The organism is Halorhodospira sp. M38, from assembly GCF_022227985.1.
GTDB classification, from domain to species: domain Bacteria; phylum Pseudomonadota; class Gammaproteobacteria; order Nitrococcales; family Halorhodospiraceae; genus Halorhodospira; species Halorhodospira halophila_A.
In genome coordinates this window covers 1-22,566 of record NZ_JAJNQP010000014.1, presented here as the reverse complement: position 1 = coordinate 22,566, position 22,566 = coordinate 1, and the positions used below count along the sequence as shown (strand labels likewise).

Here is a 22,566-nt window from a genome sequence, read left to right as displayed (position 1 = left end):
TTGGGGTGTTAAGTTCACCCTGTTCGTAACGGATCAAGCCACCGATTTCCAACACGGGGATGGCGATGGATCTCCTGTTATTGGCCGTGGCGGCCGTGCTGGTCAACAACTTCGTGCTCACCCAGTTCCTCGGGCTGTGCCCGTTTCTGGGCGTTTCGCGCAAGGTGGAGACCGCCGCGGGCATGGCGGCGGCCACCGCCTTCGTGCTGACCCTCGCCTCGGTGCTGAGCTACCTGGCCTTCACGTACATCCTGGTGCCGCTCGATGCCGAGTACCTGCGCACGCCGACCTTCATCCTGATCATCGCCATCGCCGTGCAGCTGACCGAGATGGCCGTGCGCTTCACCAGCCCCATGCTGCAGCAGGTGCTCGGCCTTTACCTGCCGCTGATCACCACCAACTGCGCGGTGCTCGGCGTCGCCCTGCTCAACCTGCGCGGTGACCACGACCTCATCGCCTCGGCGGTCTACGGCGCCGCGGCGGCGGCCGGCTTCGGGCTGGTGCTGGTGATCTTCGCCGCCCTGCGTGAGCGCCTGGAGAGCGCCGAAGTGCCGCGCGCCTTCCGCGGCGCGCCGATCGCCCTGGTCAGCGCCGGCATCCTCTCCATGGGCTTCATGGGCTTCGCCGGCCTGGCCCAGGCCGAGGAGCGCGAACTGGCTGTCGAACCCGAGGACATGGTGGCCGTCGAGGTCACCACCCTGGCCCTGGAGGAGGGCGGCGCGCCGGCGCCGGTGGTCCTGCTCGGCGAGCCGGACAGCGAGCGGGTGGTGCCGATCTTCATCGGCCCGGCCGAGGCGCAGGCCATCCATGACGCCCTGCACGGCGTCGAGCCGCCGCGGCCGATGACCCACGATCTGTTCGGCAGCGTGCTGCGCGCCACCGGCTACAGCCTCGAGGCGGTCTACATCGACGCGATCGTCAACGGCGCCTACGTCGCCGCCCTGGCCCTCAAGCCGGAGGACGGCGATGCGGTGCGCTACATCGACAGCCGCTCCAGCGACGCCATCGCCCTGGCGCTGCGCGCCGAGGCCACCATCTACGCCGCCCCCGAGGTCCTCGAGGCGGCCGAGGAGCGGGAACAGCCCCGCCCCCAGGACGAATCCCTGCGCATGACCCGACTGAACCTGCTGCCGGGTCCGACGACGTGAGGCCACCACCGATCATGTTACCCTGTATCGTATGTTCAGCGCGGTCCTGACCCTCACAGCCATCGCCGGTCTCTGCGGTGTCGGTCTCGGCGCCGCCGGGCGCCGCCTGGCCGCGCAGCGCGACCCGGTGGTCGGGCACATCGACGAGCTGCTGCCGCAGACCCAGTGCGGACAGTGCGGCTACCCGGGCTGCCGCCCCTACGCCGAGGCCGTGGCCGCTGGCGAGGCCGCCACCAACCTGTGCACCCCCGGCGGCAACGCCACCGCGCGGGCCATCGCCGATCTCCTGCAGGTCGACCCCGAGCCGGTGGCCGACGACAACACCGGCCCGGCGGTGGCCTTCATCGACGAGAGCCAGTGCATCGGCTGCACCCGCTGCCTGCCGGCCTGCCCGGTAGACGCCATCGTCGGCGCCCAGCGCCAGGTGCACACCGTCCTCGCCGACGAGTGCACTGGCTGCCGGCTGTGCGTCGAGGCCTGCCCCATGGACTGCATCACCATGGAGTCCGTGGAGCCGCCGCTGAACGCCCGCATCCGGCCGCTGCCCACGCCCCAGTCCACCGCCGCGCGGCCGGAGCAGCGCCCCGGCCCGCTGCGCCACCAGCAGGTGCAGCCGCGCCGGCGCGGCGTGGCCGTGGCCGGCGCCAAGGACCGCTCGCGCAGCGGCCCGATCGGCAGCCTGGCCCTGCCGGCGCAGCTGGTGCTGCCGCTGCTCGATCACACCGGGGCCGAGGTCGCGGCCACCGTGGCCGTGGGCGAGCACGTCCGCCGCGGCACCCGGGTCAGCGAGGGACGCAGCGGCGTGCCGCTGCACGCGCCCACTTCCGGCGTGGTCAGCGCCATCGAGCGCCGGCCCATCGTCCACCCGGCCGGTGGTACCGCGCCGTGCCTGATCCTTGAGGCCGACGGCGCCGACTGCCGCGAGACGGCCATGGCGACCATCGAGGACCCGCTGCAGGCGGAGCCCGAGGTCCTGCTGCGACGCATCGCCGATGCCGGCGTGCGCGGCATGGGCGGGGCAGCCTTCCCCTCGGCACTGAAACTCGCCGACGCCGCGCGCAGCGGCGTCGATACCCTGGTGGTCAACGGGGTCGAGTGCGACACCTACCTCACCTGCGATGAGACGCTGCTGCGCATGCGCGCCGAGGCGATCATCGACGGCGCCCGCATCGCCGCCCGGGCCTGCGGCGCCGAGCGCATCCTCGTCGCGGTGAAGAACTCGGCCCCGGAAGCCGCCGCGGCGGCCGAGGCGGCCATCGAAACCGCCGAGGCGGACATCCAGGTGGTGCGCGTCGGCGGCGACTACCCGGCCGGCAACGAGCGCCACATCGTCTACCCCGCCACCGGACGCACCGTGCCCGCCGGCGCCCGGCCGCCGGCGGTGGGGGTGGTCTGCCAGAACGTCTCCACCCTCGACGCCATCCACCGCGCCGTCCACCAGGGCGAGCCGTCGGTGGAGCGGCTGGTGACCGTCACCGGCGGCGGCATCGCCGAGCCGGGCAATTACTGGGTCCGGGTGGGCACGCCGCTGGCCGCCCTGATCGGCCGGGCCGGCACACCCGGCTGCCGGACCATCGTCGGCGGCGGCATCATGGGCACCCCGGTCACCGACCGGCAGGTGCCGCTGACCCACGGCATGAACGGCGTCGTGGTCGAGTCCGCCGACGAGGCGCCGCTGTTCGAGCAGCCGTGCATCAGCTGTGGACGCTGCGCCGAGGTCTGCCCCGAAGGCCTGCAACCGTTCGAGATGGCCCGACGCATCCGCGCCGGTGTCGGCGTCGGCGAGGCCGCCGAGCACATCGACATCGACCCGATGCGCTGCACCGGCTGCTCGAGCTGCGAGTTGGTCTGCCCCAGCTCCATCCCCCTGGCGGCGATCACCGGGCACGCCCGGGACGTTGCCCGCTCCCGCATGCGCGAGCGGGAGCAGGCCGAACGGGCCCGGCAGCGCCACGAGGCCCGACAGGCCCGCGAGGCACGCCGCCAGCGCGAGAAGGAAGAGGCGCGCCGGCGCAAGCGTGAGGCCATGGCCGCCAAGGCCGAGCAGAACCGCTCGAGCGAGACCACGGAGGGTTGAGCTTGGCGGCACCCACAACGCCCAGGATCATGGGACTGGTCCTGCTCGCCCTGTTGCCGGGGGCGGGCGTCATGGTCTGGCTCTTCGGCGTGGGCGTACTGCTCAATATCGCCGCCGCCCTTGGTGCCGGCGTCGCCGCCGAGGCGCTGACCCTGCGCCTGCGCGGCCGCCCGGTGGGTCCGGCGCTGGCCGACGGCAGCACGCCGCTGGCGGGGCTGATCATCGGCATCGCCCTGCCGCCGCTGCTGCCCTTCTGGATCCCGGCGCTGGCCGGCGCCCTGGCGGTACTGCTGGGCAAGCAGGTCTACGGCGGGCTGGGCCAGAACATCTTCAACCCGGCCATGGTCGGCTACCTGGCGGTGGTCCTCGCCTTCCCGCAGGCGGTGAGCCTGTGGCCGGCCCCCGACCCCGCCCTTGGCGCGGCGATCCCCGCCGCAGAGGCCCTGCAGTACTTCCTCACCGGCGGCCTGGCGCCCATCGCCGACGCCATGACCCACGCCACGCCGCTGGACCGGCTGGCCACCGAGGGCTTCGCCGCCCTGCCCGGCGATGGGGGGCTGCTCGGACAGACCCAGGCCGCCGGGGCCTGGCTGTGGCTCGGCGGCGCCTTCCTGCTCGGCGGCGCCTTCCTGCTCGCGCTGCGCATCATCGACTGGCGCCTGCCGCTGGGCGTGCTCGCCGGCACCGCCGCCACCGCCGCACTCCTGCAGCTCGGCGACGGCGCCCCGGTCCTCTTCCACCTGCTCTCCGGGGCGACGCTGCTGGTGGCGTTCTTTATTGCCACGGACCCGGTCAGCGCCCCGCGCGAGCCGAGCGCGCGGCTGATCTACGCCGTGCTCATCGGCGCCGTGGCCCTGGTCATCCGTGAGCTCGGCGGCCACCCGGACGGCTTCGCCTTCGCCGTGCTGATGCTCAACGCCACCGCACCGCTGCTCGACTATGTGGTGCGCCGCAGCGCCGGGGAGGCGGCATGAGGCTACCGGTGAGCCTGCGTGCCGGGGGCATCCTGGCCCTGTTCGTGGGCATCGGCCTGGCTGCTGTGGCACTGATCCACGAGCAGACCCGCGAGCAGATCGCCACCGCCGAGCGCCAGGTGGTGCTCGATCGCCTGGCCGCGGTGCTGCCCGACGGCCACGACAACGCCCCGGAAGACCAGGTCTACGAGCGCCCCAACCCGCTGGATCACGCCACGCCGCTGCGCATCTACCCCGCCTACGCCGAGGACACCTACCTGGGCGCGGCCGTCGAGGTGGAAACGCCGGAGGGCTACGCCGGCACCATCCGGCTGCTTGTCGGCATCGACGCCGACGGCGAGATCATCGGCGTGCGCACCGTGGCCCACCGCGAGACACCGGGGCTTGGGGACGCCATCGAGACGGCACGCAGCGACTGGATGTACGGCTTCGATGGACGCGCCCTGGGCGACCCACCGGAAGACGACTGGCACGTGCGCCAGGACGGCGGGGCGTTCGACGGCATCACCGGGGCGACCATCACCGCCCGGGCGGTGGTCGATGCCGTGCGCGCCGTGCTGATCGACTACACCGCCGAGCCGGAAGCCTACCGCGGGGTTGAACACGCCGAGGACGCCACCGCCATCGACCCGCAGGCCGACGGTCACAGCGACGAGGGGCCCACCGGATGAGCCAGACACCGACGACCCGCAGCATCTTCCGCGACGGCCTGTGGGGCAACAACGCCGCCCTGGTCCAGCTCCTCGGCCTCTGCCCGCTGCTGGCGGTGACCACCACCGCCGTGGCCGGGCTGGGGCTGGGCATCGCCACGCTGCTGGTGGTCACCGCCTCGAGCGTGGTGGTCTCGCTGATCCGCAACATCGTCCCGCAAGATGTGCGCATCCCGGTCTTCATCCTGGTCATCGCCGCCTTCGTCACCATCGTCGAGCTGGTGGTGGCGGCGTGGCTCCACGACCTCTACCGCACCCTCGGACTGTTCCTGCCGCTGATCGTCACCAACTGCGCCATCCTCGCCCGCGCCGAGGCGTTCGCCTCACGGCAGCCGGTGGGCCCGGCGGCGCTGGATGGGATCGCCACCGGCACCGGCTTCGCCGCCGTGCTGATCGTCCTCGGCGCCCTGCGCGAGCTCATCGGCCGTGGCACCCTGCTCGATGGCGCCGAGCAGCTCTTCGGCCCGGCCGCCGCCGGCTGGACGGTGGAACTGGTCGACGGCGACGTCTTCCTGCTCGCCATCCTGCCGCCGGGGGCGTTCATCGGCCTCGCCCTGCTGCTGGCGATCAAAAACCGCATCGACGACCGCCATGGACGCTGAGCACCGCCACGAGCTCTACCGACGGCTGAGCGAGGCGCTGCCCGAGCCGCAGACGGAGCTGCTCTACGAGACCCCCTTCGAGCTGCTGGTGGCGGTCTCGCTCTCGGCGCAGAGCACCGATGAGAGCGTCAACCGCGCCACCCGCGCCCTCTTTCCGGTGGCCAACACCCCGCAGGCGATGCTCGAGCTGGGCGAGGACGGGCTCAAGCCGTACATCCAGCACATCGGCCTCTACAACAACAAGGCGCGCAACATCATCGCCGCCAGCCGGCAGCTGATCGAACACCACGGCGGCGCGGTCCCCCGCGAGCGCGCCGCCCTCGAGGCGCTGCCCGGCGTCGGGCGCAAGACGGCCAACGTCATCCTCAACGTCGCCTTCGGCGAGCCGACCATCGCCGTGGATACGCACATCTTCCGCGTCGCCAACCGAACCGGGCTGGCGCCGGGGAAGAACGTGCGCGAGGTGGAGGAAGGACTGGAGGCAGTGACGCCGGAGCCGTTCCGGCTCCACGCCCACCACTGGCTGATCCTGCACGGGCGCTACACCTGCACCGCCCGCCGCCCCCGCTGCGGGGCATGCGTCATCGCCGATCTGTGCAGCTTTCCGGAGAAGGACCCGGAGCGGACCTGAGAGCCGGGCCGCTGGCGCGCCCGGTCGATCTCCGCACGCGCCGCCCCACCAAGCAGCGGGCACCGCTGCCGGCGATGACCCACCGGCAGCGGCTACGCGACCCGACCGGAGTCAGCCGCGGCGCTTAGCGCCGAGGCGCAGACGCAGGGCGTTGAGGCGGATAAAGCCCTCGGCGTCCTTCTGGTCGTAGGCCCCGGCGTCGTCCTCGAAGGTGGCCACCGAGGCGTCGAAGAGGCTTTGCGGCGACTGGCGGCCGACGACGATGACGTTGCCCTTGTAGAGCTTCAGGCGCACGGTGCCCTCGACCACTTGCTGGGTCTGGTCGATCATCGCCTGCAGCGCCTCGCGCTCCGGGGCGAACCAGTAGCCGTTGTAGACCAGCTCGGCGTAGCGCGGCATCAGCTCGTCCTTGAGGTGGGCGGCGTCGCGATCGAGGGTGATCGACTCCATGGCGCGGTGGGCGCGCAGGAGGATGGTCCCGCCCGGGGTCTCGTAGCAGCCGCGGGATTTCATGCCCACGTAACGGTTCTCGACGATGTCGATCCGGCCGATGCCGTGGCGAGCACCGAGGTCATTGAGCCGGCCGAGCAGTGAGGCCGGCGAGAGGCGCTCGCCGTCGATGGCCACCGGATCGCCGCCGGCGAACTCGATGTCCACGTACTGCGGCTCATCCGGCGCCGCTTCCGGGGCGGTGGTCCACAGCCACATGCGCTCCTCGGCCTCGGTCCAGGTGTCCTCCAGGACCCCGCCCTCGTAGGAGATGTGCAGCAGGTTGGCGTCCATGGAGTACGGCGCGCCGCCCTCCTCGCGCTTGCCCTCGATGTCGATGCCGTGGCGCTCGGCGTACTGCAACAGCCGCTCGCGGGAGTTGAGGTCCCACTCGCGCCACGGCGCGATGACCTTGATCCCCGGCTCCAGGCCGTAGTAACCGAGCTCGAAGCGGACCTGGTCGTTGCCCTTGCCGGTGGCGCCGTGGGCGACGGCGTCCGCACCGGTCTCACGGGCAATCTCCACCTGCCGCTTGGCGATCAGCGGCCGGGCAATGGAGGTGCCGAGCAGGTACTCGCCCTCGTAGACGGCGTTGGCGCGGAACATCGGGAAGACGAAATCGCGGGCGAACTCCTCGCGCAGATCGTCGACGTAGATCTCGCGGATCCCGAATGCCTCCGCCTTGCGCCGGGCGGGCTCGAGCTCTTCACCCTGGCCGAGATCGGCGGTGAACGTCACCACCTCGCAGCCGTAGGTCTCCTCGAGCCACTTGAGGATCACGGAGGTATCGAGACCGCCGGAGTAGGCAAGTACGACCTTCTTGACGTCCGACATGGAAGGCTCCTGGGCAGTGTTCAGTCGTTAGGGTTCAGTGTGCAGGATTCAGCCGGCCGTGTTCACGGCTCCGGGCTGAGCATGAGGAATTCGAGCAGCGCCTTCTGCGCATGGAGGCGGTTCTCGGCCTCGTCCCAGACGACGCTCTGCGGCCCCTCGAGTACGGCGGCCTCCACCTCCTCGCCGCGGTGCGCGGGCAGGCAGTGCATGAACAGCGCCTCGGGGCCGGCGCACTCCATCAGCGACTCGGTGACGCAGAAACCGCGGAAGGCCTCCTCGCGGGCGGCCTGCTCGCTCTCCTGGCCCATGCTCGCCCAGACATCGGTGGTCACCAGATCCGCGCCCTCGGCGGCGGCGTAGGCATCGTCGAAGAGCCGCACCCGCTCGCCGCCGAGCGCCAGGATATCCGCTTCCGGGCGGTAGCCGGGCGGCGCGGCGATATGCAGGTCGAAGCCGAGCAGTCCGGCGGCCTCGATCCAACTGTGGCACATGTTGTTGCCGTCGCCGATCCACGCCACGCGCCGATCCGTGATCGGCCCGCGGTGCTCGGTGAAGGTCTGCAGGTCGGCGAGCAGCTGGCACGGATGCGAGAGATCCGAGAGGCCGTTGATCACCGGCGCGGCTGAGTAGGCGGCGAAGCGCTCGAGCATGTCGTGACCGAAGGTGCGGATCATCACCGCATCGACCATGCGCGAGATCACCCGCGCCGTGTCCTCCACCGGCTCACCGCGCCCAAGCTGGGTATCCCGCGGCGAGAGGAACAGCGCATGACCGCCAAGCTGGGCCATGCCCGCCTCGAACGAGACCCGGGTGCGCGTGGAGGACTTCTCGAAGACCATCCCCAGCACCCGGCCCTGCAGGGGCTGGTGCAGCTGCCCGGCGCGGTGCATCTCGCGCAGTTCCGTGGCCCGGCGCAGCAGCTGGTGGATCTCCTCGGCGGAGCAGTCACGCAGGGTGAGGAAGTGGCGCATCAAAGACGCCCTCCGTGGTTCGGTTCGGTTCAGTTCAGGCGCCGACCAGGTGGCGGCGCACCAGATCGATCACGCCGTCGGCGAGCTGACAGACCTCATCGTCGCTCAGGGTCAGCGGCGGCACCAGGCGCACCACACTGCCGGCGGTGACGTTGATCAGCAGCCCCGACTCCAGGGCCTGGCGCGGCAGGGCGCTGGCATCGCCGGCGAGCTCGATGCCGGTCATCAGACCCCGGCCGCGGATCTCCCGCACCCCCTCCAGATCGGCCAGCCCCTCGGCCAGCCGGGCGCGCAGCGCCTCGCCGGCGCGCTCGGCCGCGGCCGGCAGCGCCTCGTCTTCCAGGGTGTCGAGCACCGCCAGCGCGGCACGGGCAGCCAGCGGGTTGCCGCCGTAGGTGGTCCCGTGGCTCCCCGGCCCCAGGGTCCCGGCACACCCGGCCGCGGCCAGGCAGGCGCCGATGGGCAGCCCGTTGCCCAGAGCCTTGGCCAGGATCAGCACATCCGGGCAGATGCCGGCCTGCTCAAAGGCGAACAGCGTCCCGGTGCGACCCATGCCGGTCTGCACCTCATCGAGCATCAGCAGCCAGCCACGCTCATCACAGAGCCGGCGCAGCCGCGCCAGGTAATCCGCCGGCGGGATCCGCACCCCGCCCTCGCCCTGGATCGGCTCCACCAGCACGGCACAGACGGCGTCATCGTCGATGGCCGCCACGGCGTCGGCATCCCCGTAGGGCACCCGCCGGAACCCCTCGGGCAGCGGCGCGAAGCCCTCGTGGGCGGCGGGATTGCCGGTGGCCGCCAGCGCCCCCAGGGTCCGCCCGTGGAAGGCGCCGTCGGCGACCACGATCTGCGGTGCCCCCACCCCCAGCGCCGCCGCGTGGCGGCGGGCGAGCTTGATGGCCGCCTCGTTGGCCTCAGCGCCGGAGTTGCAGAAGAACGCCGCGCTCATCCCGGCGGCGGCACACAGGCGCTCGGCCAGGCGCTCCTGCAGCGGCACCCGATAGAGGTTCGAGGTGTGCACCAGCGTCTGCGCCTGCTCGGCCACCACGCGAGCGATGGCCGGATGGCTGTGGCCGAGCCCGCACACGGCAATGCCGGCCACGCCGTCGAGGTAGGCGCGACCCTGCTCGTCGTAGAGCCACGCCCCCTCACCCCGGGTGAAGGCAACGGGCAGGCGGTTGTAGGTCGGGATCAGGGCTTCCATGGACGGTCTCATACACGCGGCAACCGACTCCGGGAGCCGGGAAAAAACGTCTAAAGTAACCGGCGGCCGGAGCGGGCGCAAGCACCGCAACCCCTTGGATTCACGGTAAAGAGCCGCCGCGGCCGGTGGCGGTTAGAAGCTTGAGGGGCGACCGCAGTGCTCGTCCCAGCGGTTGACGATGGCACAGAAGAGCTCGGCGGTCTTCTCGGCGTCGTAGATGGCCGAGTGGGCCTCCTTGGCGTCCCACTCGATCCCCGCCGCCTTCACCGCCTTAGCCAGCACCGTCTGCCCGTAGGCGAGCCCGCCCAGGGTGGCGGTGTCGAAGCTCGAGAAGGGATGAAAGGGGTTGCGCTTGAAGTTGGTCCGCGTCACCGCGGCATTGAGGAAGGCCAGGTCGAAGAAGGCGTTGTGGCCGACCAGCACCGCCCGGTTGCAGCCGGTGTTGCGCAGCTCCTGGCGAACCGGGTTGAACACCTTGCCCAGGGCATCGCGCTCGGGCACCGCCATGCGCAGCGGATGCTCGGGGTCGATGCCGTTGAGCTCCAGCGCCTTGGGGTCGATGCGCGCGCCTTCGAAGGGCTGCACGTGGCAGGTGTGCGTCTCCGCCGGATAGAGCCGGCCACTGTGCTCATCGGCACGCAGGATCACCGCGGCGATCTGCAGCAGCGCATCGGTCTCCGCCTGCAGGCCACCCGTCTCCACGTCCACCACCACCGGCAGGAACGCCCGGAAGCGGGTGCGCAGCGGCGGGATCTCGGTGCTCTGGATGCGCTGTGCGTCGTCCGACGACGTCTGCGGGGCGTTGTGCTCGCTCATGGGGCTGCCGTAACTGGGTGAAGGTGCCGCATGCTACGGCGCCCCGTGCCCGCGAGCAAGCCGCCGCCGTCAGCCGCTGGCGCCGGCCCCGGCGGCCTCGACCATCTGCTGGAGCTCGCCGGAGTCGAACATCTCCATGATGATGTCACAGCCGCCGACCAGCTCCCCGTCGATGTAGAGCTGCGGGATGGTCGGCCAGTCGCCGTAGTCCTTGATGCCCTGACGGATGCGCTCATCCTGGAGCACGTCCACGTAGGCGAACTCCCGCCCGCAGCCGGCCAGCGCCTGGGCCGCCCGCTGCGAGAAGCCGCACATGGGCTGATCCGGGCTGCCCTTCATGTACAGCAGGATCGGGTTCTCCGTCACCTGACGGGCAATGGTCTGCTGAACCGTCTCATCACTCATGGTGTCTCCATCCTCTGCGGCAGGTCCGCGGCGCCGACCGAACTCGGCCACCGCCTGGCGGGCATCGTAAAACGGGTCCCGGGCACGCTCATCCCACCCACCCTAGGGTTGGCGCAGGCGCCAGGCCAGCGTCTCGCCGGCGCGCAACGGCACCACCGGCGCATCGCCACCGGGGTAGCTCGCCGGCACCTCCAGCGGGGCCCGCTCCAGGGTCACCGTCTCCTGGTTGACCGGCAGCCCGTAGAAGGCCGGACCGTTGCGCCCGGCAAAGTCCGCCAGCCGCTCCAGCGCCCCGGCGGCCTCGAAGGCCTCGGCATAGAGCGACAGCGCGATGGGCGCGGTGTAGCAGCCGGCGCAGCCGCAGGCCGACTCCTTGGCCCCCTGGGGATGGGGGGCGGAGTCGGTGCCGAGAAAGACCCGCGGATGCCCCGAGGTGGCCGCCTCGAGCAGCGCCTCGCGGTCGGCCTCGCGCTTGAGGATCGGCATGCAGTAGTAGTGCGGCTTGAGCCCGCCGACGAGCAGGTCGTTGCGGTTGTAGAGCAGGTGCTGCGGCGTAAAGGTCCCGGCCAGGCGCGGATCGTCGCCGGTGACCAGCTCGGCGCCCTCGGCGGTGGTGACATGCTCGAGGACCACCCTCAGCCGCGGGTGGCGGTCGAGCAGCGGCTGCAGGACATCATCGATGAAGGCCGTCTCGCGCTCGAAGATATCCAGCTCCGGCCCGGTCCGCTCACCGTGGATGAGCAGCGGCAGCCCGTGCTCCTCCATCGCCGCCAGGGCGTCGTAGCAGAGCAACAGATCGGTAACGCCGGCGTCGGAGTGCGTGGTGGCCCCCGCCGGGTAGAGCTTGACGGCGTGGACGAAGCCGCTGGCCGCCGCCCGGGCGATCTCCTCCGGCGGCGTGTTGTCGGTGAGATAGAGCGTCATCAGCGGCTCAAAGGTCGAGCCCGCCGGCAGCGCAGCCAGGATGCGCTGCCGATAGGCCGCCGCCTGCTCCACCGTGGTCACCGGCGGCTGCAGGTTGGGCATGATGATCGCGCGGGAGAAAACCGCCGCGGCCTGGGGGGCGACGGCCTCAAGGAGGGCACCGTCGCGCAGATGCAGGTGCCAGTCATCGGGCCGGGGCAGGGTCAGGGTATCCATGGGGGCAGTTTCCAAGGGCGGCCGGCCGGTTGCAAGGGCCGCCCGGGGGGTTTTGTGCAGCGGCCGCGCGTGGTAGAGTGCGCGACTGATCGATGGGGCCGTAGCTCAGTTGGGAGAGCGCGACATTCGCATTGTCGAGGTCAGGGGTTCGACTCCCCTCGGCTCCACCATCCCTCCCCAAACTCCTATTCTCCTGCCTCGTACGGCATCCCCGGGAAAAGCCCCGGCATGAGCCGCGGCGCCAGCCGCACCGGAAAAGCGAGGTAGAGCGGTGCGCGGCTGCTTTTGGCCCGGTTCGCCGCGATCTTCTGCCGCCTTGATGGCCGGTTCCTTGGGATGATGCAACCCGGGCGCTGTCGACGGTTTTAACACCGCATCGTCGAAGCGGCTGCCCCCTCTACAAAAAACCACTCTGATCAAATACCTGGCGCCATGGCACGGATTCTGCTGAGCGGTGTGTCCATTCCGTACCACCTGCCAGGAGAGACAATCGCATGGGAGCCCCAACCCTCGCCCGCGCCGCCGCGGGTCTGCGCAGCGTCCTGAGCGTCACCCCCGGCACCCCCGCCCAACCCGTGCGCCCGAGCGCCGAGCCGCCGGGCTGGTCCCTGACCCGTGTCGAGGACTGGGCAACCATCGAGCGGCTGCTCACCGCCGACCACCCGCCGGTGGGGCTGATGCGGGTGGTCGCCGACAATATCGACGCCTGCCAGCGCTTTCTCGCCGGAGGCAGCGGCGTGGAGTGGATCGCCCTCTGCGATCCGCCCGACGGGCAGAGCCACGATGCGCTGGAAGACCTGCTGGCCACCGCCTTCTTCGACTTCCACACCCTGCCCGCGGACCCCGAGCGCCTGGCCACGGTCCTCGGCCACGCCGCCGGCATGGGGCAACTGCGCCGCCACACCCGGGCTCGTCAGGCGGAGCTGACCGCCGATACCGGCGGCATCCTCGGCGACAACCCCGGCATCCAGGCTTTGCGCCGGGACCTGGCCAAGGTGGCGCGCTGCCCGGCCACGGTGCTCATCCACGGCGAGAGCGGCTCGGGCAAGGAGCTGGCCGCCCAGGCCATCCACCACGCCTCATCCCGTGCCGCCGGCCCCTTCGTGGCGGTCAACTGCGGCGCCATCCCAACCAATCTGGTCCAGTCGGAACTCTTCGGCCATGAGCGCGGCGCGTTCACCGGGGCACAGCAGCGCCGCTGCGGGCACCTGGAGCGGGCCCAGGGCGGCACCATCCTCCTCGATGAGGTCGGCGAGCTGACCCTGGAGCACCAGGTCAATCTGCTGCGTGTGCTCGAGGAGCGGGCAGTGACCCGGGTCGGGGGCACCGAGCGCGTGCCGCTGGACGTGCGCGTCGTCGCCGCCACCCACGTGGACCTGGCCGCCGCCGTGGAGGCCGGGCGTTTTCGCGAGGACCTCTACTACCGGCTCAACGTGCTGCGCATCGACATCCCGCCCCTGCGCGAACGGGGCGACGACATCGAGCGCCTGGCCCACGTCTTCCTGGAGCGCTTTCGCAGCGCCTACCTCAGCCCGGTACGCGGCTTCACCGGCCCGGCGCTGGGGGCGCTGCGCCGGCACAGCTGGCCGGGCAACGTGCGCGAGCTGATCAACCGCATCCAGCGCGCCGTGGCCATGAGCCAGCGCCCACTGCTCGCCCCCGCCGACCTGGGCCTGGAGGCTCGGCAGGGCGCCGTGCGCCAGGCCGAGACCCTGGACGACGCCCGCGCTCGGGCGGAACGGGCGGCGATCCTCGGCGCCCTGGCCCGCTGCGAGCGCAACGTCTCACGGGCGGCCCGCGAGCTGGGCATCTCCCGGGTGACGCTCTATCGCATCATGCACCGCCTGGGGCTGCAGCCATGAGCCGGCGGCGGCGCTGGACCGGCGCCACCCTGGCCGCGCTGCTGGCCACCGCGCCGCTGCTGGCCGTCGCCGACACCCCGGCGGAGTCGGTGGGCACCCCGCCCCCGCCCCAGGAGACCGCCGGCGGGCTGCAGCAGCGCACCATCCTCTCGCCGCAGGGCTCGTTCACCGCGGAGCCTTCGCTGAGCTACTCGCAGTCCACCTCGACCCTGGTGGCGATCGACGGCGTCACCATCCTGCCGGCCATCGCCGTGGGACTGATCTCGGTGCGCCAGACCCAGCGCGAGAGCCTCACCGCCGCGCTGGGCCTGCGCTACGGGCTCACCGACCGGCTGGAAGTGGAGGCACGCGTCCCCTACGTCTACCGCGAGGAACAGGTGCGCGAGCGCGAGATCCTCGAGCCGAGCGACACCCCGGGCGTGGACGATTCCACCGGCTACGGCCTGGGCGACGTGGAGGCCTCCCTGCGCTATCAGCTCAGCAGCGGCCGCGGTGACGGGGTGATCTTCACCGGCGGCCTGCGGATGAAGAGCCGTACCGGCCGGGACCCGTTCGAGTTCGAGGTGGAGACCACCGAGATCCCGCTCGACGACAGCGACGGCGATGGACCCAACGTCTCCATCTACACCGAACAGCCCACCGGCAGCGGCTTCTACGCCGTCCAACCCAGCCTCAACTGGGTCTACCCCTCGGAGCCGGCGGTGCTCTACGGCAGCCTGAGCTACCTCTACAACGTCCCCCGCACCGTCACCCTGCGCAGCGGCGATCGCGTACGCATCGAGCCGGGCAGCGCCATCGGGGTGAGCTTCGGCATGGGCCTGTCGCTCAACGACCGCACCTCGCTGAGCCTCGGCTACGACCACACGACGGTGCAGCGCACGCGTACCGACGTGCAAAACCCCGATCCGGAGTTTGGCCGTTTCCAGGTGGGCTCGCTGCTGCTTGGCGCCTCGCACCGGCTCGGCCCGCGCAGCAGCCTGGGGCTTTCCGTGGGCGTAGGGGTCACCGAGCAGGCCCCGGACGTACAGGTCACCCTGCGCCTGCCGGTGCGCTTCTAGGCAGCCCGGGGGCGGCGCTCAGCCGCCCCCGTAGCCGCCGCCACCGGGGGTCTCGATGACGACCTGATTGGCCGCGGCGAGCTCCCGGGGGGGCAGTAACTGGACACGAAGACCATCTTTTTTTAGCCTTCGTGTCTATTACTACGCGGGTGCTTGCCATGCGCCAGAATACTGCACTCAAGATCCTCAATGCCCAAGCCGATGCGGGCCGCGCCGTCTTTACTCGGCGCGATCTCGACAGTTTGTTCCGCTCGGATCGCACCAAGGCCCGGAAGGCAGGGATCGCTCGGCTGGTCGAAGCCGGCTGGCTAAAGCCCGCTGCCCGCGGGGTCTATGTCTACCCACCCGGATTGCCTCAGGATGGTTACACACTGGAGCGGATTGCCCGGGCCCTGCGCAGGGGTGAGTACAATTACATCAGCCTTGAGTCCGCTCTCTCTGAGTGGGGCGCCATCTCACAAATCCCGCTAGGTCACCTGACGGTCATGACCACGGGCCGCAAAGGGGTTTTTCGGACCGCGTGGGGTACACTCGAATTGACCCACACTGCCCGCCCCGTTCAGGACATCCTTCAGCATACCGTCCACGACAGGCAACGGCCGCTTCGCATCGCCACCCCGGAGGCCGCCTGGCGAGACCTCAAGCGCGTAGGACGCAATACGGAAATGGTGAATCAGGAAGAGCTGCAAGACATCATTCAAGACCGCGCGGAGGCTCTGCTTGGAACTCCGGCAACTGGCTGAAGCGGCTCTGGCTGAGATCACCGGTGGCGAGGTCATGCGCCCGGTGATCGAGAAGGAGTTGCTCCACTACGACATCCTCCGCGCGCTGGAACAGAGCAGCCTGCTGGGTCGCCTAACCTTTCAGGGGGGTACCGCGCTGCGGCTGTGTTACGGCTCCGCGCGTTACAGCGAGGACCTTGACTTCGTCGGCGGCCGGGAATTCGCCGCCAGTGACCTCGCCGAACTGGCCGAGGTCATCGAGGCATTCATCGGAAAGCGCTACGGACTGGAAGTACGGGTCAAAGAACCCCCTTCACCGGGAACCCCATCGCCATCGGGCGGGATCACCGTGCACCGCTGGCAGGTTGCACTGGTCACCGCGCCGGCCCGCCCGGACATCCCCAAGCAGCGAATCCGGATCGAGGTCACCAACGTTCCCGCCTACTCCAGCGAGTTACGCGCACTACAGCGTAATTACGCAGCTTTGCCCGATGGCTACGAGGATATCCTCGTTCCCGTGGAATCCATCGACGAGATCATGGCCGACAAACTCCTTTCACTGGTTGCCAACGATCAGCGGATTCGGCATCGCGACCTTTGGGATCTACCCTGGCTGCAACAGCAAGGGATCTCACCTTCCATCGAATGGCTCCAGTTCAAGATCGCCGACTACGGGGTTCGCGATTACGAGGCAAAGCTCGCCCGACGACGGGCCGAACTCCCTTCGATCATCCACGGGGACGCCTTCCGGGAGCAAATGACCCGCTTCATCCCGCCGACCGTCGTGAGACGGACGCTTGAGCGCCCCGGCTTTCTCGACTATCTGCAGCACACGAACCAGCAGCTGCTGGACGCTGTGGCCCGTGGGCTCACGGGAGGCCCCGAGGGGCCGGAATTCCCCATGTAGCGCGGGCACAGGCGGTGCGTCCATCCGAGGGCGGCGCTCAGCCGCCCCCGTAGCCGCCGCCACCGGGGGTCTCGATGACGATCCGATCCCCCGCGGCGAGCTCCCGGGTGGCGGTGCCCGGCAGTTCCTCGACGCTGCCGTCGCTGCGCTCGATGGCATTGCGCCCGCACGCCGCATCCCCGCCCCCGGCCAGCCCGAAGGGCGGCACCCGGCGCCGATTCATCAGCGTGACCACCGTCATCGGCTCAAGGAAGCACAGCCGCCGGATTACGCCATCCCCGCCGGGATACGCCCCGGCACCGCCGCTGCCGTGGCGGATGGCGAAACGCTCGACGCGCACCGGGTAGCGCCACTCAAGCACCTCCGGGTCGGTCAGCCGCGAGTTGGTCATGTGCGTATGCACCGGCGAGCTGCCGGCGAACCCCGGCCCGGCCCCGGCACCGCCACAGAGGGTCTCGTAGTACTGGTGGCGCTGGTTGCCGAAGGTCAGGTTGTTCATGGTGCCCTGGCTGGCGGCCATCGCCCCCAGCGCCCCGTAGAGGGCATCGGTGACCGCCTGGGAGGTCTCCACGTTGCCGGCGACCACGGCCGCCGGGTGGCGCGGGTTGAGCATCGAGCCCTCCGGCACGGCGATCTCCAGCGGCTGCAGGCAGCCGTCGTTGAGCGGGATATCGTCATCGACCAGCGTGCGGAAGACGTAGAGCGTCGCCGCCCGGGTGATGGCCAGCGGCGCATTGAAATTGCTTGGCAGCTGCTCCGACGTGCCGGCGAAGTCGATGCGCGCCCGGCGGGCGGCGTGATCCGGGCGCACCGCCACGCGGATCCGCGCCCCGCTGTCCATCTCCACGGTGAAATCACCGTCACGGAGCCCATCGATGACCCGGCGCACGTGCTCGGCGGCGTTCTCCTGGACGAACCCCATGTAGGCCTGGACCACCGGCAGGCCGAACTGCTCGACCATGCGCCGCAGTTCGGCCACGCCCTTCTCGTTGGCGGCGATCTGCGCCTTCAGATCGGCGATGTTCTGCGCCACGTTGCGCGCCGGATACGGCCCGGCGCCCATCGCCGCGGTGAACGCCTCCTCCAGAAAGCGCCCCTCGGCGACCACCTGCAGGTCGTTGATGAGCACCCCCTCCTCGCTCACGCAGGTGGAGTCCGCCGGCATCGACCCCGGCGTGCGGCCGCCCACATCGGCGTGGTGACCGCGGCTGGCGCAGAGAAAGAGCAGCTCCTCCCCATCCGCGGAGAAGACCGGCGTCACCGCCGTGAGATCCGGCAGGTGGGTGCCGCCGTGGTACGGGTCGTTGAGCAGATAGCAATCCCCGGGACGCATGCTCGCGCCACGGGCGCGCAGGATGGCGCGCACCGACTCCGACATCGAGCCGAGGTGGACCGGGATGTGCGGCGCATTGGCCACCAGGTTCGCCTGGGCGTCGAAGAGCGCGCAGGAGAAGTCGAGCCGCTCTTTGATGTTCACCGACTGCGCCGTGCCGGCGAGCGTCGTCCCCATCTGCTCGGCGACGGAGCGGAACAGGTTGTTGAACACCTCCAGCAGCACCGGATCGGGACGGCGGGTGTCGACCTGCGGCGCCTGCGCCGGCGTCCCGGCCCCCACGGTCACCGCGCGGCGCAGGATCAGGTGATCGCAGGCGGTGACCTCGCCCGCCCAGCCGGCATCGATGACCGTGGTGGCATTCTCCTCCTGGAGGATCGCCGGCCCCGGGATGCGCATCCCCGGCACCAGGTCGGCGCGGGCGTAGACCGGCTGCTCGGCCATCCGTCGGCCGTCCCAGGCCTGCACCCGAGCCAGTGGCTGCGGCGGGTCCGCCGGCGACGGCGTCTCGTCTCCGGGGGCCTCGACGGCCGCCGCGCGGTGGATCGCCTCGACGCTGAGCGCCTCGATCACCCGCGGGCGGTCTTCCAGGACGAAGCCAAACCGCTGCCGGTGCGCTCGGGCGAAGGCCTCGTCCAGGGCGGCCACATCCGCACCACCGGGGACCACCAGCGCGGTATCGGTGCCGGCGTAGCGCACATGGGCCTGCACGTGCACCGTCGCCGCATCGCCAGCCAGCCCCTGCTCGGCCAGCTCGGCCCGCGCCTCGGTGGTGAGCTCGTCGATGACGCGCTCAAGCAGCGGCGCGCTGGCCGGCTCCAGCGGCGCCTCCACGCTACGCTGGGCCATGGCGGTGATATCGGCCAGGCCCATGCCGTAGGCCGAGAGCACCCCCGCCAGCGGGTGGATGAACACGGTGCGAATACCCAGGCAGTCGGCCACGGCGCAGGCGTGCTGACCGCCGGCACCGCCGAAGCAGTTGAGGGCGTAGCGGGTCACATCGTGGCCGCGCTGTACGGAGATCCGCTTGATCGCCTGCGCCATGTTCTCCACGGCGATGCGCCGGAAGCCGGCGGCCACCGCCACCGGATCGCGGGCGTCACCCGTCTCGGCGCGGATCCGCTCGGCAAGCTCGGCAAAGCCCTGGCGGACCCCGTCGGCATCCAGCGGCTGATCGGCGTCGGGGCCGAAGAGATGCGGGAAGAACGCCGGCCGGATGAGGCCGAGCAGGACGTTGCAGTCGGTGACCGTCAGCGGGCCGCCCCGGCGATAGGCCGCCGGCCCCGGATCGGCGCCGGCGGAATCGGGCCCGACCCGGTACTTCATGCCGTCGAAGTGGCAGATGGAGCCGCCGCCGGCGGCGACGGTGTGGATCTGCATCATCGGCGCGCGGATGCGGTTGCCGGCGATCTCGGTCTCGAAGGTGCGCTCGTAGGCGCCGTCGTAGTGGGCTACGTCGGTGGACGTCCCGCCCATGTCGAAGCTGATCAGCCGCTCGAACCCGGCCATCGCCGCCGTGCGCACCGCCCCGACGATGCCGCCGGCCGGACCCGAGAGGATGGCGTCCTTGCCCTGAAAGTGCGCGGCACTGGTCAACCCGCCGTTGGACTGCATGAACAGCAGCGGCGCATCGCCCAACTCCGCGGCCAGGCGATCGACGTAGCGGCGCAGCACCGGCGAGAGGTAGGCATCCACCACCGCGGTGTCGCCGCGGCCGACGATCTTCATCACGGCGGCGGCCTGCGCACTGGTCGAGACCTGCGTAAAACCCACTTCGCGGGCGATACGCGCCACCGCCTGCTCGTGCCCGGCATCCCGCCAGGCGTGCATGAGCACCACCGCCAGCGCCCGATAGCCGGCGGCGTGGGCGGCGGCCAGGCGCTCGCGCACGCAGGCCTCATCCAGGGGGCGGACCACCGCGCCGTCGGCACCCAAGCGCTCGGGGACCTCCAGGACCTCCGAGTAGAGCATCTGCGGCAGGCGCACGCGGCGGTCGAAGAGATCCGGGCGGTGCTGATAGCCGATGCGCAGCTGATCGGCGAACCCCTCGGTGACGGCAAGCACGGTGGGCTCGCCGCGGTGCTCGAGCAGGGCGTTGGTCGCCACCGTGGTACCCATGCGCACCGACTCGATCCGCTCGGCCGGGATCGGGGCGTCGGCGGGAAGGCCGAGGATGGCGCGGATCCCGTGGAGGGCCGCATCGCTGTACTGCTCCGGGTTCTCGGAGAGGAACTTGCGGGCGATCAGACGCCCATCGGGGGCGCGGGCGATGACGTCGGTGAAGGTCCCGCCCCGATCGATCCAGAACTGCCAGCGCTCTCCCGCCGCATGGCCGTCCGTCATGGCCCACTCCTGCGTCCGAACACGACCGGGCATCTTCGCACAGAGCGCGGACGGGAGGCATCCGCGGGGCAGCGGACGGGGTGCAGGGCGCCTGCGAGGCAATCGGCGAACGTGGCGCCCCGGGCAGGATTCGAACCTGCGACCTATCGCTTAGGAGGCGATTGCTCTATCCGACTGAGCTACCGGGGCCGGAGCCCAACTTGTACGCATCCACCCACCACCGGTCAACCGGCACGGCGGTGGCGCAGTAGGACGTTGCGCAACCGATACAGCAGGAATGCGGCAACGGCGACCAGAAGCAATAGCGTAACCACGGTGCCATAGGTGCCCAGATAGGCCTCCACGCGCGCCCAGTTGGAGCCCGTAGCGTAACCGGCGGCCAGGAGCACCCCGTTCCATACGGTCGTGCCGAGCAGGGTCAGCAGCAGGAACGGCCCGAGCCCCATGGGCAACAGCCCAGCGGGGATGGAGACCAGGCTGCGCACAGTGGGCACGAAGCGCCCGAAGAGCACGATCCACGCCCCGTGGCGACGGAAGATCGCGGTGGTCACCGCCAGGTCGCGCTCCTGGATCAGGTACCAGCGGCTGCCGCGCCGGACCCATGCGCGCACCCGCTCCCCGCCGATGGCGCGCACCACCAAGTAGATCAGCGTCGACCCTAGGGTCGCCCCGGCGCTGGCGGCAGCCAGGGCGGTCAGCGGATCGAGTTCCGCCCGGTAGACGGCGTAGCCGAGGAAGGGCATCACCGCCTCCGGCGCCAGCACGATCATCACCGCGAAGATCCCCACCCAGCCCAGCAGCTCCACGGCCTCGACGATCAACTCCGGCATGCACCCTGCCTCCTCTGCGGCCGCCCGCCCGCGACCCGGGCCCGTGGCGTTACAGCCTATCAGCCTGACCCGGGTTCCACCCGGGCAACCGGTGTAAGGGCGCAGCAACAACCGCCGCACACCGGGCAAAAGCGCGCACCGCCTGGCCTGCGCCCCTCCGGGCCCGAGCGCCTGTCACACCGGCGCAGCACTCCGCTGCGCGCAGCCGCCCCTCGCCCGCCCCACCCAAAAACAAAAGCACCAACCAAAACAACAGCCTACACCGGCTTCGCCGAGTTGGCCCGACAATTGCTCAGAAGAGGATGCGGCGCCGCACGTCCCCCCAGGCGGCGCCTCCGCGGAGGCCCGGCCCCGACGGCCGGGCCCCGCGTTAACCACAATGACCGAGAGAGAGGGAACGACATGATCAAGCAGACGACGCTCGCCAGCACCCTGGTCCTGGCCATGGCCCTCGGCAGCACCGCATGGGCCAACCCGCAGAACACCGTCGAGGGCGAGGACAACGAGGTCAGTGCCTCCGTGAACTCCGACGCCGAAGGTGGCAGCTCCGCCGCCAGCGAGGGCTCGACGTCCAGCGTCGACAACAGCACCAAGGAGGGGTCCTACAACACGGACAAGACCTACAGCTCGGAGCGGACTTACAACAAGGATGACAACTCCGACAACAGCCTGACCGACTCCCAGAACAGCTCGAGCAGCTCCGAGATGTCCTGGAACAAGGACGACAACTCCGACCGCAGCGACAACTCGGACCGCAGCTCGAGCGTGGCCGACTCGCACAACAGCGAGAAGAACTACAGCTCGGAGTTCACGTACAACAAGGATGACAATTCGGACAACAGCGTTGCGGATTCACACAACTCGGAGAAGAACTACAGCTCCGAGCGGACCTACAACAAGGACGACAACTCCGATAACAGCTCCAGCATCGCCGACTCGTACAACGACAACTCGGACCGCAGTGACAACTCGGATCGGAGCCTGACCGACTCCCAGAACGACAACTCCGATCGCAGCACGAGCGTTGCGGACTCCAACAACTCGGATAGCAGCATCAACGACTCGCTCAACAAGGACTCCAGCGATCACTCGGACAACAGCATCGCCGACTCGTACAACAGCGACGATAGCGACAACTCCGACAACAGCATCGCGGACTCCTACAACACCACGGACTCGCACAACACGATGAAGGACTCGCAGAACGAGATCACCGACTCGTTCAATCACTTCCTCGACATGGAAATGACCGTGGCCAGCTCCGAGCTGCGCGGCACGGTCAGCGGCAACACCCTGCGCATCGGCGGTGACGACGACGCCTGGCTGCACGTCAACAACCGCATGGCGGAAGGCTCGGTCTCCGGCAACGCGGGCATCACCCAGGTTTCTCAGAACGGTGGTGTCGGCAGCCTGATCCAGCAGAACGTCACCATGCAGGGCAACGTGCGCATCAACCCGGCTCAGTAAGGACACGACCGGCAACAAAAAGCCGGAACCGGGGCGGGGCCCC

At 70.3% G+C, this 22,566-nt stretch carries 19 protein-coding genes, 2 tRNA genes and 1 pseudogene; 13 read left to right on the top strand and 9 right to left on the bottom strand.

The annotated features are described in order from the left end of the window. Nucleotides 1-65 precede the first annotated feature (65 nt). The 7 genes and pseudogenes from rsxA to nth all read left to right on the top strand — a co-directional run. Nucleotides 66-635, top strand: a pseudogene (gene rsxA / locus LRA98_RS09050) (electron transport complex subunit RsxA); the annotation flags it as partial. Beyond that, on the top strand, nucleotides 615-1,148 hold the full coding sequence (locus LRA98_RS09045; RefSeq protein ID WP_425307291.1) for a bifunctional nuclease family protein: 534 nt from the start codon (nucleotides 615-617) through the stop codon (nucleotides 1,146-1,148). The pseudogene rsxA and the gene LRA98_RS09045, both read left to right, overlap by 21 nt. Before the next feature lie 31 nt (nucleotides 1,149-1,179). Next, nucleotides 1,180-3,225: an electron transport complex subunit RsxC gene (gene rsxC, locus LRA98_RS09040; RefSeq protein ID WP_238633736.1), complete on the top strand. Its 2,046-nt coding sequence runs from the start codon at nucleotides 1,180-1,182 to the stop codon at nucleotides 3,223-3,225. Between the two features lie 2 nt (nucleotides 3,226-3,227). Beyond that, nucleotides 3,228-4,199: an RnfABCDGE type electron transport complex subunit D gene (locus tag LRA98_RS09035; protein WP_238633734.1), complete on the top strand. Its 972-nt coding sequence runs from the start codon at nucleotides 3,228-3,230 to the stop codon at nucleotides 4,197-4,199. Further along, nucleotides 4,196-4,870, top strand: coding sequence for an RnfABCDGE type electron transport complex subunit G (locus LRA98_RS09030; RefSeq protein WP_238633732.1), 675 nt, complete (start codon nucleotides 4,196-4,198; stop codon nucleotides 4,868-4,870). The genes LRA98_RS09035 and LRA98_RS09030 overlap by 4 nt, the downstream gene beginning before the upstream one ends. Further along, the gene (locus LRA98_RS09025) at nucleotides 4,867-5,511 is read left to right on the top strand and encodes an electron transport complex subunit E (RefSeq protein ID WP_238633730.1); all 645 of its coding nucleotides are present in this window, start codon (nucleotides 4,867-4,869) and stop codon (nucleotides 5,509-5,511) included. The genes LRA98_RS09030 and LRA98_RS09025 overlap by 4 nt, the downstream gene beginning before the upstream one ends. Beyond that, nucleotides 5,501-6,142 (top strand): endonuclease III, encoded by a 642-nt coding sequence (nth, locus tag LRA98_RS09020; protein ID WP_238633729.1) that lies wholly within the window; start codon nucleotides 5,501-5,503, stop codon nucleotides 6,140-6,142. The genes LRA98_RS09025 and nth overlap by 11 nt, the downstream gene beginning before the upstream one ends. Nucleotides 6,143-6,253: 111 nt before the next feature. Here nth and LRA98_RS09015 read toward each other — a convergent pair whose 3' ends face one another. The 6 genes from LRA98_RS09015 to pyrC all read right to left on the bottom strand — a co-directional run bounded on the left by LRA98_RS09015 (nucleotide 6,254) and on the right by pyrC (nucleotide 12,001). Next, nucleotides 6,254-7,465 (bottom strand): argininosuccinate synthase, encoded by a 1,212-nt coding sequence (locus LRA98_RS09015; RefSeq protein WP_238633728.1) that lies wholly within the window; start codon nucleotides 7,463-7,465, stop codon nucleotides 6,254-6,256. A gap of 62 nt (nucleotides 7,466-7,527) precedes the next feature. Then, a complete protein-coding gene (gene argF / locus LRA98_RS09010; RefSeq protein ID WP_238633727.1) occupies nucleotides 7,528-8,436 on the bottom strand; it encodes an ornithine carbamoyltransferase in 909 nt (302 codons plus the stop codon). A 34-nt stretch (nucleotides 8,437-8,470) separates the two neighbouring features. Next, nucleotides 8,471-9,640: an aspartate aminotransferase family protein gene (locus tag LRA98_RS09005; protein ID WP_238633726.1), complete on the bottom strand. Its 1,170-nt coding sequence runs from the start codon at nucleotides 9,638-9,640 to the stop codon at nucleotides 8,471-8,473. 132 nt (nucleotides 9,641-9,772) lie between these two features. Further along, nucleotides 9,773-10,456 (bottom strand): ribonuclease T, encoded by a 684-nt coding sequence (gene rnt, locus LRA98_RS09000; protein ID WP_238633724.1) that lies wholly within the window; start codon nucleotides 10,454-10,456, stop codon nucleotides 9,773-9,775. A 69-nt stretch (nucleotides 10,457-10,525) separates the two neighbouring features. Beyond that, the gene (gene grxD, locus LRA98_RS08995; protein ID WP_201169058.1) at nucleotides 10,526-10,861 is read right to left on the bottom strand and encodes a Grx4 family monothiol glutaredoxin; all 336 of its coding nucleotides are present in this window, start codon (nucleotides 10,859-10,861) and stop codon (nucleotides 10,526-10,528) included. A 102-nt stretch (nucleotides 10,862-10,963) separates the two neighbouring features. Next, a complete protein-coding gene (pyrC, locus tag LRA98_RS08990; protein ID WP_238633723.1) occupies nucleotides 10,964-12,001 on the bottom strand; it encodes a dihydroorotase in 1,038 nt (345 codons plus the stop codon). 94 nt (nucleotides 12,002-12,095) lie between these two features. Between pyrC and LRA98_RS08985 the strand changes: the two genes are divergently transcribed. From LRA98_RS08985 to LRA98_RS08965, 5 genes are all read left to right on the top strand, one after another. Continuing rightward, nucleotides 12,096-12,171 (top strand) — tRNA-Ala (locus LRA98_RS08985). A 324-nt stretch (nucleotides 12,172-12,495) separates the two neighbouring features. Beyond that, nucleotides 12,496-13,863, top strand: a complete 1,368-nt coding sequence (locus LRA98_RS08980) for a sigma-54 dependent transcriptional regulator (protein ID WP_238633722.1) — start codon at nucleotides 12,496-12,498, stop codon at nucleotides 13,861-13,863. After that, the gene (locus LRA98_RS08975; protein WP_238633721.1) at nucleotides 13,860-14,921 is read left to right on the top strand and encodes a hypothetical protein; all 1,062 of its coding nucleotides are present in this window, start codon (nucleotides 13,860-13,862) and stop codon (nucleotides 14,919-14,921) included. The genes LRA98_RS08980 and LRA98_RS08975 overlap by 4 nt, the downstream gene beginning before the upstream one ends. Nucleotides 14,922-15,079: 158 nt before the next feature. Then, a complete protein-coding gene (gene abiEi / locus LRA98_RS08970) occupies nucleotides 15,080-15,664 on the top strand; it encodes a type IV toxin-antitoxin system AbiEi family antitoxin (RefSeq protein ID WP_238633720.1) in 585 nt (194 codons plus the stop codon). Then, entirely contained in the window at nucleotides 15,642-16,550 is a 909-nt protein-coding gene (locus LRA98_RS08965) for a nucleotidyl transferase AbiEii/AbiGii toxin family protein (protein ID WP_238633719.1), read from the top strand. Before abiEi ends, LRA98_RS08965 begins: the two co-directional genes overlap by 23 nt. A 37-nt stretch (nucleotides 16,551-16,587) precedes the next feature. Here LRA98_RS08965 and LRA98_RS08960 read toward each other — a convergent pair whose 3' ends face one another. The 3 genes from LRA98_RS08960 to LRA98_RS08950 all read right to left on the bottom strand — a co-directional run bounded on the left by LRA98_RS08960 (nucleotide 16,588) and on the right by LRA98_RS08950 (nucleotide 21,056). Then, entirely contained in the window at nucleotides 16,588-20,226 is a 3,639-nt protein-coding gene (locus tag LRA98_RS08960) for a hydantoinase B/oxoprolinase family protein (RefSeq protein ID WP_238633718.1), read from the bottom strand. A gap of 112 nt (nucleotides 20,227-20,338) precedes the next feature. Further along, nucleotides 20,339-20,415: transfer RNA gene (locus LRA98_RS08955), tRNA-Arg, on the bottom strand. 35 nt (nucleotides 20,416-20,450) lie between these two features. Then, the gene (locus LRA98_RS08950) at nucleotides 20,451-21,056 is read right to left on the bottom strand and encodes a DedA family protein (protein ID WP_201243155.1); all 606 of its coding nucleotides are present in this window, start codon (nucleotides 21,054-21,056) and stop codon (nucleotides 20,451-20,453) included. 402 nt (nucleotides 21,057-21,458) lie between these two features. Here LRA98_RS08950 and LRA98_RS08945 point away from each other — a divergent pair, with 402 nt between their 5' ends. Next, nucleotides 21,459-22,523 carry a hypothetical protein gene (locus LRA98_RS08945; RefSeq protein WP_238633716.1) on the top strand — a complete coding sequence of 355 codons (1,065 nt, stop codon included), beginning with the start codon at nucleotides 21,459-21,461 and terminating at the stop codon, nucleotides 22,521-22,523. Nucleotides 22,524-22,566: the final 43 nt, after the last annotated feature.

What these genes read in the sequence shown, in the direction of transcription:
- nth (WP_238633729.1), top strand. Translation starts at nt 5,501, where the DNA reads ATGGACGCTGAGCACCGCCACGAGCTCTACCGACGGCTGAGCGAGGCG.
- LRA98_RS08960 (WP_238633718.1), bottom strand. Translation starts at nt 20,226, where the DNA reads ATGACGGACGGCCATGCGGCGGGAGAGCGCTGGCAGTTCTGGATCGAT.
- rnt (WP_238633724.1), bottom strand. Translation starts at nt 10,456, where the DNA reads ATGAGCGAGCACAACGCCCCGCAGACGTCGTCGGACGACGCACAGCGC.
- LRA98_RS09005 (WP_238633726.1), bottom strand. Translation starts at nt 9,640, where the DNA reads ATGGAAGCCCTGATCCCGACCTACAACCGCCTGCCCGTTGCCTTCACC.
- LRA98_RS08980 (WP_238633722.1), top strand. Translation starts at nt 12,496, where the DNA reads ATGGGAGCCCCAACCCTCGCCCGCGCCGCCGCGGGTCTGCGCAGCGTC.
- LRA98_RS08945 (WP_238633716.1), top strand. Translation starts at nt 21,459, where the DNA reads ATGATCAAGCAGACGACGCTCGCCAGCACCCTGGTCCTGGCCATGGCC.
- LRA98_RS09025 (WP_238633730.1), top strand. Translation starts at nt 4,867, where the DNA reads ATGAGCCAGACACCGACGACCCGCAGCATCTTCCGCGACGGCCTGTGG.
- LRA98_RS08950 (WP_201243155.1), bottom strand. Translation starts at nt 21,056, where the DNA reads ATGCCGGAGTTGATCGTCGAGGCCGTGGAGCTGCTGGGCTGGGTGGGG.
- pyrC (WP_238633723.1), bottom strand. Translation starts at nt 12,001, where the DNA reads ATGGATACCCTGACCCTGCCCCGGCCCGATGACTGGCACCTGCATCTG.
- LRA98_RS08975 (WP_238633721.1), top strand. Translation starts at nt 13,860, where the DNA reads ATGAGCCGGCGGCGGCGCTGGACCGGCGCCACCCTGGCCGCGCTGCTG.
- rsxC (WP_238633736.1), top strand. Translation starts at nt 1,180, where the DNA reads ATGTTCAGCGCGGTCCTGACCCTCACAGCCATCGCCGGTCTCTGCGGT.
- abiEi (WP_238633720.1), top strand. Translation starts at nt 15,080, where the DNA reads ATGCGCCAGAATACTGCACTCAAGATCCTCAATGCCCAAGCCGATGCG.
- LRA98_RS09030 (WP_238633732.1), top strand. Translation starts at nt 4,196, where the DNA reads ATGAGGCTACCGGTGAGCCTGCGTGCCGGGGGCATCCTGGCCCTGTTC.
- argF (WP_238633727.1), bottom strand. Translation starts at nt 8,436, where the DNA reads ATGCGCCACTTCCTCACCCTGCGTGACTGCTCCGCCGAGGAGATCCAC.
- LRA98_RS09015 (WP_238633728.1), bottom strand. Translation starts at nt 7,465, where the DNA reads ATGTCGGACGTCAAGAAGGTCGTACTTGCCTACTCCGGCGGTCTCGAT.
- LRA98_RS09045 (WP_425307291.1), top strand. Translation starts at nt 615, where the DNA reads ATGGGCTTCGCCGGCCTGGCCCAGGCCGAGGAGCGCGAACTGGCTGTC.
- grxD (WP_201169058.1), bottom strand. Translation starts at nt 10,861, where the DNA reads ATGAGTGATGAGACGGTTCAGCAGACCATTGCCCGTCAGGTGACGGAG.